This window comes from Agrobacterium rosae, from assembly GCF_002915175.1.
In the GTDB taxonomy this organism is placed as follows: domain Bacteria; phylum Pseudomonadota; class Alphaproteobacteria; order Rhizobiales; family Rhizobiaceae; genus Agrobacterium; species Agrobacterium rosae.
The window spans coordinates 623,185-637,345 of record NZ_NXEJ01000008.1 but is presented as its reverse complement, the minus strand read 5'-3'; the positions used below and the strand labels follow the sequence as shown (position 1 = coordinate 637,345).

Annotated in this window: 11 protein-coding genes; 7 read left to right on the top strand and 4 right to left on the bottom strand. The window is 54.1% G+C overall.

Annotated elements, in window-relative coordinates; genetic code table 11:
* Positions 1 to 2 precede the first annotated feature (2 nt).
* Positions 3 to 728, top strand: coding sequence for a ribonuclease activity regulator RraA (locus CPJ18_RS18630; protein ID WP_077105147.1), 726 nt, complete (start codon positions 3 to 5; stop codon positions 726 to 728).
* Between the two features lie 87 nt (positions 729 to 815).
* On the opposite strand, the gene CPJ18_RS18625 is transcribed toward CPJ18_RS18630, so the two are convergent.
* Together CPJ18_RS18625 and CPJ18_RS18620 are read right to left on the bottom strand one after the other, a co-directional pair.
* The gene (locus CPJ18_RS18625) at positions 816 to 1,697 is read right to left on the bottom strand and encodes a beta-1,6-N-acetylglucosaminyltransferase (RefSeq protein WP_077105148.1); all 882 of its coding nucleotides are present in this window, start codon (positions 1,695 to 1,697) and stop codon (positions 816 to 818) included.
* A 603-nt stretch (positions 1,698 to 2,300) separates the two neighbouring features.
* Positions 2,301 to 2,525 carry a hypothetical protein gene (locus tag CPJ18_RS18620; RefSeq protein WP_244554183.1) on the bottom strand — a complete coding sequence of 75 codons (225 nt, stop codon included), beginning with the start codon at positions 2,523 to 2,525 and terminating at the stop codon, positions 2,301 to 2,303.
* A gap of 190 nt (positions 2,526 to 2,715) precedes the next feature.
* Here CPJ18_RS18620 and CPJ18_RS18615 point away from each other — a divergent pair, with 190 nt between their 5' ends.
* The 3 genes from CPJ18_RS18615 (at position 2,716) to CPJ18_RS18605 (ending at position 8,099) form a co-directional block, all read left to right on the top strand.
* A complete protein-coding gene (locus tag CPJ18_RS18615; protein WP_103659632.1) occupies positions 2,716 to 4,797 on the top strand; it encodes a carboxy terminal-processing peptidase in 2,082 nt (693 codons plus the stop codon).
* 147 nt (positions 4,798 to 4,944) lie between these two features.
* Positions 4,945 to 5,937 (top strand): glycosyltransferase family 2 protein, encoded by a 993-nt coding sequence (locus CPJ18_RS18610; protein WP_077118626.1) that lies wholly within the window; start codon positions 4,945 to 4,947, stop codon positions 5,935 to 5,937.
* On the top strand, positions 5,937 to 8,099 hold the full coding sequence (locus tag CPJ18_RS18605) for a glycoside hydrolase (protein ID WP_103659631.1): 2,163 nt from the start codon (positions 5,937 to 5,939) through the stop codon (positions 8,097 to 8,099). The genes CPJ18_RS18610 and CPJ18_RS18605 overlap by 1 nt, the downstream gene beginning before the upstream one ends.
* 1 nt (position 8,100) lies before the next feature.
* Here the strand turns inward: CPJ18_RS18605 and CPJ18_RS18600 are convergent, their stop codons facing one another.
* Positions 8,101 to 9,189, bottom strand: coding sequence for a hypothetical protein (locus CPJ18_RS18600; protein ID WP_103659630.1), 1,089 nt, complete (start codon positions 9,187 to 9,189; stop codon positions 8,101 to 8,103).
* Positions 9,186 to 10,472, bottom strand: coding sequence for a lipopolysaccharide biosynthesis protein (locus CPJ18_RS18595; protein ID WP_244554377.1), 1,287 nt, complete (start codon positions 10,470 to 10,472; stop codon positions 9,186 to 9,188). Before CPJ18_RS18595 ends, CPJ18_RS18600 begins: the two co-directional genes overlap by 4 nt.
* A gap of 219 nt (positions 10,473 to 10,691) precedes the next feature.
* Here CPJ18_RS18595 and CPJ18_RS18590 point away from each other — a divergent pair, with 219 nt between their 5' ends.
* The 3 genes from CPJ18_RS18590 to CPJ18_RS18580 are packed head-to-tail and all read left to right on the top strand — an operon-like array spanning position 10,692 to position 14,153.
* On the top strand, positions 10,692 to 12,071 hold the full coding sequence (locus CPJ18_RS18590; protein WP_167397935.1) for a GumC family protein: 1,380 nt from the start codon (positions 10,692 to 10,694) through the stop codon (positions 12,069 to 12,071).
* On the top strand, positions 12,071 to 13,399 hold the full coding sequence (locus CPJ18_RS18585) for an O-antigen ligase family protein (protein WP_077118410.1): 1,329 nt from the start codon (positions 12,071 to 12,073) through the stop codon (positions 13,397 to 13,399). The genes CPJ18_RS18590 and CPJ18_RS18585 overlap by 1 nt, the downstream gene beginning before the upstream one ends.
* Positions 13,383 to 14,153: a polysaccharide deacetylase family protein gene (locus CPJ18_RS18580; RefSeq protein WP_103659628.1), complete on the top strand. Its 771-nt coding sequence runs from the start codon at positions 13,383 to 13,385 to the stop codon at positions 14,151 to 14,153. The genes CPJ18_RS18585 and CPJ18_RS18580 overlap by 17 nt, the downstream gene beginning before the upstream one ends.
* Positions 14,154 to 14,161 lie beyond the last annotated feature (8 nt).

Sequence of the window (14,161 nt, the reverse complement as noted above, 5' to 3'; positions counted from 1 at the left end):
CCATGACCGACTATGTGCTCAGCGACGCGACCCGAGCCAAATACAAGAAAATTTCGACAGCCTCGATCGCCACTGCACTCTTCAAACGAGGCTTGCGCAACCAATTCATTCAAGGCGTCGTACCCGTTGCCCCGAAGGCCGAAACCATGGTCGGTCAGGCTTTTACCCTGCGTTACATTCCCGCGCGTGAGGACCGCAATCCGATCACGATATTCCGCAACCCCGACCATCCGCAACGGGTTGCCATGGAAGCCTGCCCACCCGGTCATGTGTTGGTAATGGATGCTCGCAAGGACGCCCGAGCCGCAACGGCGGGCTCCATCCTCATCACCCGGCTCGCCTATCGGGGCGCTGCCGGCGTTGTCTCAGATGGCGGATTCCGGGATGCAGCGGGCATCGGCACGCTCGACATGCCCGCTTATTACGCAAAGCCCTCCGCCCCCACCAACCTGACGCTTCATGAGGCGATGGACATCAACGTACCCATTTCCTGCGGCGACGTCGCGGTCTTTCCCGGCGACGTTCTGGTTGGTGACCGTGATGGCGTCATGGTCATTCCCGCGCATCTTGCGGAGGAACTCGTAGACGAATGCGCTGGCATGGAGAGTTTCGAGGATTTCGTCATGGAGCAAGTCAAAGCCGGAGAACCCATCATCGGCCTTTACCCCTGCACTCGGGATGAACACCAAAAGAACTATGAAGCTTGGCGCGCAAAAAACGGTCGTTGATGCTGTCTAGACTCAATGAGTCTAAGCGGATTGTGAAAGAGGGTCGCGCTCGAATACAAACGGGTTTGCGACCCTCGTTACGATAGATCAGGCAGCTGTAGAAGGCATCAATTCAAGATGGCCGTCTGGGATAAGCGTTTGCTTTGCGAGATGCCGCTCCAGTATCGTCAGGATATCGTAATCGACGCTTTGGTCGAATTTTCGTGCGAAGAGGTTGGGGCTTTCCTTCAAAGCAGCAGCATCCTCCCGCAGATAGGTTCTTGGCCGCAATTTTATGTCACCGTCCGGCACCCAGTCGATCATGCGCAGGTCGTCGTTGATCACCTCACCGTGCACTGATGTATTCATCATGACGGTCTGGAAAAACCCTTCGTCGGCGATGAAGGTGTTTTTGTAAAAGTCTTTGTACCGCTCGACGCGCACATCGTTGCATACGAATGAGCAGAACTTCCGACTGGTGATGATCCACTGATTACCAATGTAAGGCGTGACGTCCGCGAGGAACGCCCTCATGGTTGATGTCTGCTCGATCCGGTCACCTTTTTCGATGACGAATTCACCAATGCGGCGCATCGTATCGGGACGATATTTCTGCTGATCCTGAGCCTTGATATATTCGCAATTCGGGTTCTTACGCAGATAAGCCTTGATCTGGGCCTGGGTTTTCAACGGAAAGTCTTGGCCGCTCAGATTGATGAAGTGGCTCCAGTTCCTATCCATTGCGAGGAGGTGTTCCATGCCGCGAAGCTCGGCATCGACCAGACTGTAGCCTCCCCATAGTGCTGCACGTCCTTCCATGACCTCAGCATTGGGGTAGGGGCGCAGAAAATCACGTATCTCGGCATCGAGCGCAAAACCGGAATTCTTGTCGACATGGACAACATAGCTGTTGGCTGGATCGTAAATGGCTTTGAAGAGGCGCTTGAACTGTTCAGGAAACCGGTGAACGAGGATCAGATATCCGATCATGCCTCAACACCAAGCGGGGATTTCGCGCACCAAAATGCGTCCGACTTGACGTATGCGTCTTTAAACGCCTCACAGGAAATGGTTGTCATGATTGATCCTTTCAGGATCGGGTGACGATCGTCACCCAATTTTGCGCAGCACCAAAGTGCGGAAATAGAACGAAAACACGTAGATCGCCACGTAAGTGAGCTTCACGGACAAGCGCTAAGAGCTTTAGTCAGCGTCGATATTCAGAGGCAGTTTGTTGCGATAACGTGGAAGATAATCGGCTCATCAGAGTTTGCTGATCTGGATATGCCCCACCCTCGCCAGCTTCAAGAGAACCCGGTACCCTCCGGAAGTCCGATGATGCTGTCGACAATAGCAACGACAAACTGCGCAGATGCAGGGCAGTTATCGTGCAATTGGGAATGTTCAAGAAGGATCCAGTTCTGGTCTGACCGGTGACTGCAAGATCACTTGTCATCACTGTTAACACCAAGCCGTCATTTCATTGCATAAATTCGCACAGGCGAGTCCGGCAACTGGCATCCGCCGCGTTGCGCTCGCTTGGCGAAGCATCTCCTTTGCGCTTAGACCAAATTCATCCTGACGTTATGGGGTTCAAAGCCTGCGCGCTTCTAGACGCCGCTTGTCGCGCTCCACATATTCAAAGCCTAGATTTGTCAGGCGGAATTGGCGCTTCTGAAATTCGCCACGGATCAGTATGAAGCCCTGTTCTTCGGCTTCACCAAGTGTTTTCAGGCTCGTGCCTTTTGGCGGCGACTGCCAGTCCACGCCCACGGCACTGTGAAGTAACACCATTATCTTTATAATTTTCTTCTCCATGGCTGATGCGTAAGGTCGTGTTGCCGCCCATTTACAACATATCTGTCGTCGCGATTGTCCATAAACTGGGGCTTGGACGATCACAATTGCTGGATTTAAGACAAAAGGGGCATCCACGCTTGAGAAAATATCGTATTTGCTCTTTACGATGATGCAAATAGTTCAGGCTGCCCATAAGGAATAATGCTGGATGCGCATGAAGTACGGTTTTGTTGGCTTAATTTTGTTGGTCGCGTCTTCAGCTTTTTCTCAAGAGCCTGCGGCACCTCCTGTTTTGGCACCGTCAAAAAGCCAGGCTGCTGCGGCTAGTCTGAGCGCGCAGTTCCTGGGACGATACGCCTATAAGCCGGTTCCGCTGGATGATGCCTTGGCGGCAAAAATCATGGACAAATTTATCAAATCCCTCGACCCGGATCGGATGCTGTTCATGCAGTCCGACATCGACAAGTTCATGGTGGGCCGCACCAGCATCGATGATGCGATTCTGGGTGAAGATCTTAAAATTCCATTCTCGATTTTTAATGTCTATACGCAACGGGTTGTGGATCGCATGACCTATGCGCGCAGCTTGCTGAAACAAGGTTTCGATTTCAGCGTCAAGGAAGACTACCCTCTGTCTCGTGACGACGCGCCTTGGGCACAATCGGATGCGCAAAGCAATGAGCTTTGGCGCAAGCGGGTCAAGAGCGACTGGTTGCGTTTGAAGCTGGCGGGTCAAGCCGATACAGCCATCCGCGATACGCTGGACAAACGATACAAAAATATTCTGGACCGCGTTTATCCCTACAAGAGCGACGATGTATTCCAGACATTTATGGCTGCCTATACAACTGCGGTAGACCCGCACACCGACTATTTCAGCGCAGCAGCTTCCAATGAGTTCGACATTTCGATGAAGCTTTCGCTGGTCGGTATCGGTGCCGTGTTGCAGGAGCGCGATGGTTACACCACGATCCGTGAGCTGGTTGCTGGTGGCCCGGCGCAATTATCCGGCAAGTTGGCGGTTGGGGATCGTATTATTGGTGTCGGTCAGGGCGAGGATGGTGCCGTAAAGGAAGTCGTCGGCACTCGTCTTGATGAAGTCGTACAGATGATACGCGGCGAAAAGGATTCCGTCGTACGCCTGGATATTTTGCCAGCCGACGCGGGGCAGAGCGCAAACCATCGTGTCATCAGCCTTGTACGAGACAAAGTAAGCCTTGAAAAACAAGCTGCGCAGAAGTCCGTTGTGCCTGTCGTGAAAGACGGCGTCACGCACAAGGTTGGGGTTATTACACTACCGACGTTCTACGAGGATTTCGACGCACGTCGAAAGGGCGATAAGAATTACAGAAGCGCAAGCCGCGATGTCGCCAAGCTGCTTGGCGAACTGAAACAGGACGATGTCGACGGTGTCTTGATCGACCTTCGCGATAATGGTGGCGGTTCTCTGGCTGAAGCGATTGATTTGACGGGTCTGTTCGTGGGCAAAGGCCCTATCGTTCAGCAACGTGACGCGGAAGGCAAGATCAAGGTCGAAAGTGACGATCTCTCTAAACCCGCCTGGGCTGGGCCCGTAGGCGTTTTGATCAATCGCGGTTCGGCTTCGGCGTCTGAAATTTTTGCTGCGGCAATTCAGGATTACGGTCGCGGCGTGATCATCGGTGAACCAAGCTTTGGTAAAGGCACCGTACAGACGGTGGTTGACCTTGATCAAGTGGCGCGCAACAGCAAGCCTGAGCTCGGCCAGTTGAAATTGACCATCGCGCAATTCTTCCGCATCGATGGTGGTACGACACAGTTGCGTGGTGTAACGCCAGACATCAGCTTGCCTGGTCTTTCGGACCCAAAAACTCTTGGTGAGTCCAGTTACGACAACGCCTTGCCATTCGATCAGATCAAGCCGGCGAGATATGCAGCAAACGACAATATGGCCAAGCTGCTGCCGCAGCTGAGAAGCCGTCACGACGACCGGATCAAAAACGACAAGGCCTTTCAGCGATTTGTCGAGGATGTCGCCGATCTCAAGACCCAGCGCGAAAAGCGCACCATCTCTCTCAATGAGGCCGAGCGTAGAAATGAAATGACCGCGCTTACGAACCGCCTCAAGGCGCGTGAGCAGGCAGATGACGGTATGCTTCGGAATGAAGACGATGGTCTGCAAGCGAATGAGCGTAGTTTGAGTGCCAATCTGGCAATTGAAAATGCGCGGAAAAACGCAAAGGACGTGTTGCGCGATGAAGCCGTCGCAATCGTTTCCGATGAGGCGAGTTTGCTGCAAGGAACACGATAGGAACGCAGCGAGCACTGTCAGATAGAGGTGTCATAGCATGCCTCTATTTGATGGAGGGCAACATTAAGCATTTAAGAAAAGTTTGATATACGTTTCAGCAGGAACGTGTAATCTTGGAGCATCGCTTCTTGGTTGCAGGATTTTGATTTGAAAATATCGGTCATCCTTAAAACGCTTAACGAAGAAAAGCGGATTGGTGCCGCTATCGAAAGCGTCATGACGGCGCTCGCTGATCTGGACGGCGAGATTATCGTCGCCGATAGCGGATCACGCGACAGAACTGTTGAAATAGCGTCCGAATACCCTGTTATCATCGCGCAAATTCAAGCGCCAGCCAAGCCGAGTTGCGGCGTTGGCCCTCAGCTTGGCTTTCAGTATAGCAAGGGTGAGTTCGTCTGCCTGATGGACGGTGACATGTTGCTGGACGCAACGTTCTTGCCTGCTGCGTTGGATTATCTGCGCGAAAACCCGAAGGTGGCGGGTGTTAGCGGTCACGTGAACGAGGTCAACCTCGACAACCTTGAATTCACGCGACGTGTCCAGAGAAATGCGCCGGAAAACCGCAGCGGTGTTCTTGATCGCTTGAATGGTGGTGGGCTCTACCGACGAGCGGCAATTGAAGAAGTCGGCTATTTCTCTGACCGTAACCTCCATGGTTACGAGGAGTTTGATCTCGGGCAACGCCTTCGCATGCGTGGTTGGACGCTCTATCGTCTGGATAGGCGTTTCGTGGATCACTTTGGCCATAGCATAAACTCCTATGTGCTGCTGACCCGTCGCTGGTCTTCGAAATATCTTCGGGGCGTGGGAGAGCTTCTCCGTGCCGGATCGGAACAGTCGAGGTTCAAGGCTTTGACAGACGAACTTTCGGAAATCCGATTATGGTTCGGTGTTTATCTATGGTGGGCGATCTTGCTGGGTTGCCTGATCGCGGGCTTCTATAATGTTTGGGGATTTGTTGTTTTCCTCGCCGCCCTTCTGCTTCCCGTTGTTCTTATGAGCATCAAGCAAAAAAGCCTGTCTCTGGGATTTTATGCCGTTGTAGCGTGGTGCTTTCATGCTGCTGCATTACCGCTTGGCTTCTTCGGGGCTCGTCAGCCGCCCGACAAGTGGATTGAAAGCAGGCTGTTGAAATCCTGATGAAAACTGCCTTTTATGCCAGTCTGGTTGCCTGCCTGCTGGTTTGCCAGCCAGCTTCTGCTGCCGATTGGCTTTCAGTGCGGGAGACATCGCTTGAGGTTCAACCGGGCAGCCCGCTGGACTTTTCCGGTATACTGCAAAACCCGCCAATCGATGACACTGCCCGCATCGTCAACAACTCTGCCGGAAAGCTGGCGACGGTTAAAGACCGTGAGACGCCGCTTCGGTTTCTCTGCGCTTCACTTGCTTGGAGCCCAGCGTCTGGAGGCTTTCCGGATCATCAAACTGCGGACCTTTATGCCGCTCAGTTGAAGATGCACGGCTATAATATTGCGCGTTTCCACTATGTCGATGCTGCCTTGATGGAAGGGCGTTCAACGGATTTCGACATCAATCCGGAAGTCCTCGATCGCATTCATTATCTGATGGCGGTGTTGAAACGGAATGGCATCTACTGGATCATGGATGGTCTCAGTTCCTCTCGTGGTGCTTATGGCGGGTTCAATGATCGATGGGAGGTAAGAGGTGATCTGAAGCTGGGAGTCCAGATCGATGACGCGGACTTTGATCACTGGCTCAAGTTCCAGAAGATGTTTCTCGCAAACGTCAATCCTTACACCGGCATTGCGCCCATTCGCGATCCTGCGCTGGTGGCAATAGTACCGTTCAATGAAAACGGGCTGGAATTCGACTCTATGATGCAGGAAAGTGAGCGCGGTGCGCCGTTTTCCGAGCGTCTCAAACCGCTGTTCAATGCGTGGCTTGTCCAAAAATACGGTACGTCGGACGCGCTCATTCAAAAATGGGGTCGTTGGCTAACCGAGGGCAATCTGGATGATCGGTCCATCGCTCTGCCGACCAACCGCTATGAGCGCAGCGAGCTTATGCGTGATCTGCAATCCTTTTTCACCGAGGTGGAGCATGGGGCGACAGCCAAGATGACTCAGTCGCTCCGCGACCTCGGTTTTCAGGGCATCATCCTTCCCTACAACAACTGGCCGACGATCCAGACGGGCATCACTCGCAGCATTCAGGATGCGGTGGCCATGAACACCTATCAGGACTGGGTCAATTCCTATGCTCCCGGCACGGAAATTCAGGGCAAAAGCTCGTTGGAAGATGGGCTGCTTTATCTCAGAACAATAGCGGCTGCACGCTGGTTCGGACGTCCCTTCTTCGTTACCGAGTATGATCACCTCTTCTGGAACCCCTACCGATATGAGGCTGGTTTGGCCGCGCCAGCCTTTGCTGCCTTGCAGGATTGGGATGTGCTTTGCAGACACGCTCACGGTCCGATCGTCCTCTCCTATGGTGAGGATTTTCCGCACAAGAAGCAGATGCTTCCCTATGCAATAGCGCTTGATCCGGTCGCCCGGGCTGGTGAAACGCTTGCCGCGCTAGTTTTCCGCCGTGGGGACCTGAAATCTGCAGCGCTACGCATACCGTTTCTGATCAATGGCCAGTCGGGTCTGCCTCAAGGCATCAACGACATGGAACCGGAGATGCTGACCCGTCTCGGCTTGCTCGGTGCAATCGGCCTGCAATCGCAGCAAGAGCATCAGGAAGACACGGTTTCGGTTGATCCAGTACGTGACGGCCAAACACCTGCGAGTATCGTTTCGCAACTAAAGCAACGCGGAGAGTTGCAGATGTCGCACCCCGCCGATCTAGAAGTGGGTCATGTTTTAAGCCAAACCCAGGAATTGCAGCTGGATGCTCCGGAAAAAACCTTGGCCCTGCGCTCACCCATGACGGAGGCACTCGCCTTCGACAAAATCGATGCACCTTTCGATCTGGGTTTTGCAACAGTGCAGGCTGCAAACGGGCGGGGACTATTCGCGATCTCTTCGCTGGATGGGCAGCCATTGGAACAGAGCAAGAGGATGCTGCTCATCCTGGCTTCGGACGCTCACAACACGGACATGAAGTTCCGTGATGCAGAAGAACGGATCATCGAAGATTTCGGGCGTTTACCTGTGATGATCCGCCGTATGGATATTGGTCTCCACTTTGAAACCGGCAGTGACGTCAACATTTCTCCAATAGGTCTGGATGGGCGTGTCCATCCTGTGCTCATCACTACCAACGGGGGAGAAGCGACCACTCTTACCAATGACGTACCAAGTGGTCCCACGACCTATTTTCTCGTGGAGCGTAATTAGGTTAGTAGAAATCGCGAACCAGCCTGCTCCAGCTTTCGCCTGCGATACCACCCACATAGGCCTGGCCGTTCTGCATTGCCTGTTTGAATTCGTTTGAACGGGACGCCGCGGAGACGCCGGTTATATGACGATACCAGATGCTGTGATGCTTCGATAATGACGGTATCGTCTCCGGCCTGACCTGTGCCGAAACGAATGCAAAACCGGCGTCTTTCAAAGCTGCAAGTGCTGTGTCGAGCACCTCGTCCTGCTTTCCGTTTTGCGCGAGAAGATCGAGTATCTGGGCTTCACCGCCGACGGCACCGACGAAGGAAAAGACACCGCATATGTCTCCGTTCTCGTCATGCACCTGCGCAAGAACAAGCTTGCCACGACCGCTTGGGCCGCTCGACATCTTGATCGTCCACTCAAGGTCGCCAGCGGTGTAAACAGGTGCCACCACATAATTAGCCAGAAATCGATTGGCACTGGTTGCATAACCGTCAGGCGTGGCTTCCGTGACGCTATAGCTGGAGGCATAGGGTATGCTAACGAGGGATGAAGGCTTTGGCAACGGGCCTGCGCCGAGCTTGAAAGGCAGCCGTGATGAAATACGGCGTCTCATGTAACCACCGGCAGCGGTGATGGGTTTGAAAACATTGTACCATCTCAGTCCCTGAACCGGCAGCTCGATACCGCCGATCGCTTTCATGTGAGAGATGCTGACAGGTGCAGCGCTGTCGGAAAAACTGATCTGGCTGGCCTTAGGGCGCAGTTGAAAAATGAGTGCGGCAATGCTGCGAGGATTGGCATCTTCGGCGGCCATAAAGGCACAAGCCAACCGGGCGATCACGGTGTCTTCCCCAATTCTATAGGTCAGGGGCAAAATAATAAGCGCGCTCTTGACGCTGCCGGAGTCATCCGCAGAGACCATGGTTCCGTTTTTGGGCTCATAGTTGGGGTGTGAGAACAGGAGTTCCGACATGTAGGCGTTCACGGTGCCCATGTCAGGCTTGGAGCGTTTCCGAAAAACGGATGTGAACAGAGCGGCGATCTGGGGTACATCAGCCGATTCGGCAGGTCTGATCTTGGTTGGCTGATCCGATGTCATGCCTTCACCTCCTGACTTTTTGCTAGTGAGCGTGCGACATGGATTTTCACGACAATCCATGCGGCTATGACGATGCTCAGCTCAATTGTGTATCCAGCGATGAAAATGCCGTAGGGCGGCCAAGCCCATGCTGCCAGACCGATAAGGATGGCACCGATACCGTTTGACAGGTTGAGAACCCAGGCACGTGACGAATGCTGACCCGCCGCACCCAGTAAGTCGACGGCAATGGACCAGACGGCAACAAAAACGATCAGCCACGCCATGATCCGCAGGAAATGCGGTAGAGACACATATTCCGGCCCGAAAATCAAAGGCATGAAGGACGCGGAAATGAAGATCGTAATCGCAGCAATGAGGCCAAGGGCGAGAGCGACGCCCAGTATGCGGATCGTCAACCGGAAAGCGTTGTGGATACCCGACATGCTCGCGACCGCAAGCCGCGGATAAACGAGCCGGTTCAGGGCATCGATGGCCATGTAGCTGCTATCGGTAATTCTGCGCGCCACGCCATAGCTTCCCACGACCTCGGCTCCGGCCACAAAGCCCAGTACGAGCAAGTCTACATTCTGCCTGATGGCACGGAAGATGAAGGGTGTTGCAAACAGCAGTCCAAGGCGGATTTCATCGCGCTCGATAACATATTGAGGACGACCGATGCGAAATGCAAAATAGGCATAAAGAACAAGGGTAAATAGATGGGCGGCAAGCTGCCATGTCGCCCAGTTTTCAACGGTCTCGACCTGAAATACAAGGCAGGCAATGGCTGCCACCGCGGTTCGAATGAAGGCAAAGCCGACAACGGAAGCATTGGCCGCACCGTATTTCGAGTGCGCGAGAAAGATGCTTTCTCCCAGCATGATCAATCGAACCAGCACGACATTGGTCAAGACCAGTTGGAACGTGGTCCAGACACTTTGCGCCGTGGATTCACCAAAGGTGATGAACTCCGGCAATATGGCGGTTCCCAACGCCACCAACACAGCGCCACTTGCCAAGGTCAGGATAAGGTTGTGGCCGAAGATGCGCGGAAAACAGGTTGGGTCCTGCGGCACGCGTCGGACAAGGCATTCGGATGCGCCAAGCCCGCACAGATGCACGGCGATGCTGGTTATGGCGATGAAAGCGACGTAGCGACCGAATTCTTCTGCCCCGAATGATCGTGCAAGAATTGCAAAAGTGACGAGTTGTGCCGCGTTGGCGATCAACAGGCTGGCCGAGGACGCGCTGTAGGACAGCAACATCCCTATCAACCGTGGCTTGTCCTTTTTCCCGCTGGTCATCATTTCGTTTATCTCCATGCCGCAAAAATGGATGTGCTGTAAACGATTTATCAGCGGACTATGTGATTTAGTAAGATCGTATATAATGAAAACGTTTCGTTTTGATTGATATAGGGGTTACGGTAACGCATGTATGAGTACCCAAGCGAGAAGCGGGCGAGACCCGTTTTTGATGATGCGTCGCCCCGCGCGAACGCTCATGCGAGAGGTTTTACATCTGTGGATCCCTTGATAACGCCTGCAAAGCTGTTCGATTGGCTAAGGCGCGGCCTGCTTATTATCGCGATTTTTGCACTTGTGGGTGGTGTCTTGGCGGTCGGTTTTGGCCTTGCCGTCAAGCCGCGTTACGCGTCCAGCATGGATATTCTTTTGCCGCCGCCCACGGGGCAGGTCGTGCCCAACGAGTTGACGACGCCGAACATTCAGAGCGACGCACAAATTCTGGATATTTCCAGCAAGCTGCTTTTGATCACGTCAGGAAACGTGCTGCGCCGGACGGTCGAGCGGCAGAGCCTTCATCAAATGCCCGAGTTTAATTCCGCAGCAGATACCGAAGAAGGCATATTCGACTGGCTCAAGCCCACGCCGCCGGCATCCGCAGATGACGGTGTGGTCGTCGCCATGCGCAACCTTGCCAAACGTATCAAGGTTGCGCGGCAAGGCGGAACCTATCTTGTCTCCATCAGCCTTTGGACCCGCGACCCTGAGCGCTCCGTTGCCGTGCTTTCCACGTTGGCGCAGTCTTTCCGGGAAGAGCTGGAGGCAACCCAGACCGATCTTGCGAAAAACGCCAGCGCAGCACTTTCCAATCGGCTTGAAGAACTGAGGCAGGCGGTTACGCAGGCTGCAAATGCCGTCGTGCAGTTCCGTCAGGACAACAATCTCCAGAATTTGGGAGGCACCGGATCGGTCAACATTCAAAGCGTGTCGCAGTTGAACACGCTTTTGAATGAAGCCTCGTCGCGTCTATCCGACGTACAGTCGCGCTACAGGAAACTCAGCCAGCCGATCGCCGATGGCGTTGTCCCCGCCGATACATTGGACTCACCCACCCTCGTTACGCTTCGGTCACAATACAGCGTTCTCAAGCAGCAGTATGAGGAACTGGCGCTGACCTACGGTGCGCGCTATCCGAAGCTTGTCAGCGCACGTGCGCAGCTTGGCACGCTTCGTGCGGAAATGGCGCGGGAAACTGAACGGTCGCTACAGGCCATCCAGGTCGATCTGGATCAGGCGGAAAATTCCGTGACGACGCTGCGGGCGCAGCTGGAAGAGGCGCAGAAGCGTGTTTCGACCGACGATAACTCACAGGTCCAGCTGCAGGAGCTGGAGCGTAACAGCCAGGCAAAGGCGGCGCTTTACGATACGTTCTTGAAGCGTGTCGGTGAAACCAGCGAGCAGCAACAGATCAGCGTGTCCAATCTGCGAATTGTTACAGAGCCGGTGCCGCCTGAAAAACGCAGCTGGCCACCGCCGACTTTGCTATTGGCGATCGGTGGCCTTATCGCCGGCCTGATACTCGGTGTGATCTCGGTCCTGTCGACACGTCTTTTCGTGCTTCTTCGGCAAAACAACTGGCGCTTTGAGCGGGCAAGCTGATGGCTGCAACCACGGCATTGGGGCGCGAAAAGACGGACATGCAACAGAAGATCAGGACATTGGTCTTCATGGGGCTTTTTCTGTTTTTCTGGATAACCACCAATCCGTTTGTCGATCTCGTCACCGTGGAAGCCAGCGGCTCAGATGCCGCGGGCGGTTCCAATGCCATCAACCAACTGACGTTCCTGGCGCTGACCGTGTTGACGATCTATGCCGCCATAACCCATCCGTTGCGATCACAGATCTGCCAGCCGCAAATTCTTGTTATCGCTCTTTTCTCCTGGTTTCTGATTTCGTCCGGACTTTCGAGCCATCCCACGGACGCAATCAAGCGAACGATCCTCGCTATATTAACCTGCGCCAATGCAGGCATGTTCCTCCTGCTGCCTCGCTCGGAACAGCAGTTTTCCCGTCTCCTCATGATTGGCACCGCAATCACGCTTGGGATCGCTTACTTCGGTGTGATTTTTCTGCCCACACTCTCCATCCACCAGCCGACCGAACTCATCGAGCCGATGAATGCGGGGTTTTGGAGAGGGCAGTATTCCCACAAGAACTTGGCCGCAGCCGTTATGCTCGTTGCAGCTTTTTTCGGGCTGTATCTTCGCAGCGTCGGCTGGAAGAAAAGCGGTCTGGCCATCGTCATCCTGTCGGTCTTCTTTTTGATCCAGACAGGTGGAAAATCTTCCACGGCGATGCTGCCTCTGATCCTCACTCTCCAATGGATATTCGAGAAATTTCGCTGGAGCAGATGGCCAATCGCGGTAGGCGGTATTTTGGCATTCAACCTGCTGGCGCTGGGAGCAGCTCTTTCGGAAGGCTTTCGCGGTCTCATCGCATCACTCGGTGTGGATCCAACCTTCACGAACAGAACCGATATCTGGAAGATCGCGTTTGACGCCATCGCTCAGTCACCCATTCTTGGTTACGGCTTTCAAGGTTTCTGGCAGACCACGGATATCACCCAAAGTTCCGCCGGTCTGGAAACCTGGGCAGTGAAGGCGTTCAACGGACACAATGCCTATGTCGATGCGCTTCTGACAACCGGGATTCCTGGGCTGATGCTCACGGTCGCACTGGTCATTTTCGTGCCTTTGCGCGCTGTCGGACGGCTGGGGGCAAACAGTCCGGCTCTGTCGCGCCTGTTCATGCGTGTGTGGCTTTACGTCATCTATGCTGGCTGTCTGGAGGTCATCTTTTTCCAGAGCGGCAGCCCGATCTGCTTTTTCCTGCTGGTGTCCATTTTCGGATTGGAGATGCAGTCTCGAATGAACCTCGTCAATGACAGGAAAGACATGTGGGAGCGAAAACATGCCGGTGCTGTCTGAAGTTTGGCCGAAGCTGAAATATGTGCGGGAACGGCTGGTGGAAAGAGCCGTGCGTGCGTTGCCGGTTTCCACGTTGAACGTGACGTGCAAACGCCCTGTCGTTTCCTTCACATTCGATGATGTTCCAGAAACGGCGCATTCCGCCGGGGCGCGTATTTTGGAGGACAATGATGTCCGAGGGACATTTTATATTGCTGGTGGCCTTTTGGGGAAAAGGGAGCCAGACCGGGAGTTGATTTCCGCGCAAGGATGCAGGTCGTTGGCCGAGGCCGGGCATGAAATCGGGTGTCATACCTTTGCTCATAAGGCCGTCGGTACGGTGACGGGAGCAGAGCTGCAAGAAGACTTAGACCGGAATGCGGAACTGCTTGATGGGTTTGATCCATATATAGATCAGCGGAGCTTTGCCTATCCTTACAATCAGGGCTCACTTCGTCACCGTAAGGTTTTTGCAAAACGATACGCAACGGCCCGTGGCGGCGGAGATCGCATCAATCGCGGTGTGGTCAATCGATCCTATCTTTGGGGAATGGAGATCAGACAGCCCGAAACCGACGCGCTCTTTCTGACCAGCCAGATTGATGCTGTTGTCGCAGAGCCTGGCTGGCTTGTCTTCTTTACCCACGACATCAGCGAAACGCCGACCCCTTATGGCTGTACGCCCAGTACTTTTTCCACCCTGGTGCGCTACGCTGTTTCAAAAGGCTGTCTCGTTTTACCGGTGCGTGACGCTCTTCAGTATATCAACGAGTGAGGAGCGAC

Excerpts from the sequence above, each read along its gene's own strand:
- CPJ18_RS18630 (WP_077105147.1), top strand. The coding sequence starts at position 3 with ATGACCGACTATGTGCTCAGCGACGCGACCCGAGCCAAATACAAGAAA.
- CPJ18_RS18625 (WP_077105148.1), bottom strand. The coding sequence starts at position 1,697 with ATGATCGGATATCTGATCCTCGTTCACCGGTTTCCTGAACAGTTCAAG.
- CPJ18_RS18620 (WP_244554183.1), bottom strand. The coding sequence starts at position 2,525 with ATGGAGAAGAAAATTATAAAGATAATGGTGTTACTTCACAGTGCCGTG.
- CPJ18_RS18615 (WP_103659632.1), top strand. The coding sequence starts at position 2,716 with ATGCGCATGAAGTACGGTTTTGTTGGCTTAATTTTGTTGGTCGCGTCT.
- CPJ18_RS18605 (WP_103659631.1), top strand. The coding sequence starts at position 5,937 with ATGAAAACTGCCTTTTATGCCAGTCTGGTTGCCTGCCTGCTGGTTTGC.
- CPJ18_RS18600 (WP_103659630.1), bottom strand. The coding sequence starts at position 9,189 with ATGACATCGGATCAGCCAACCAAGATCAGACCTGCCGAATCGGCTGAT.
- CPJ18_RS18595 (WP_244554377.1), bottom strand. The coding sequence starts at position 10,472 with ATGACCAGCGGGAAAAAGGACAAGCCACGGTTGATAGGGATGTTGCTG.
- CPJ18_RS18585 (WP_077118410.1), top strand. The coding sequence starts at position 12,071 with ATGGCTGCAACCACGGCATTGGGGCGCGAAAAGACGGACATGCAACAG.
- CPJ18_RS18580 (WP_103659628.1), top strand. The coding sequence starts at position 13,383 with ATGCCGGTGCTGTCTGAAGTTTGGCCGAAGCTGAAATATGTGCGGGAA.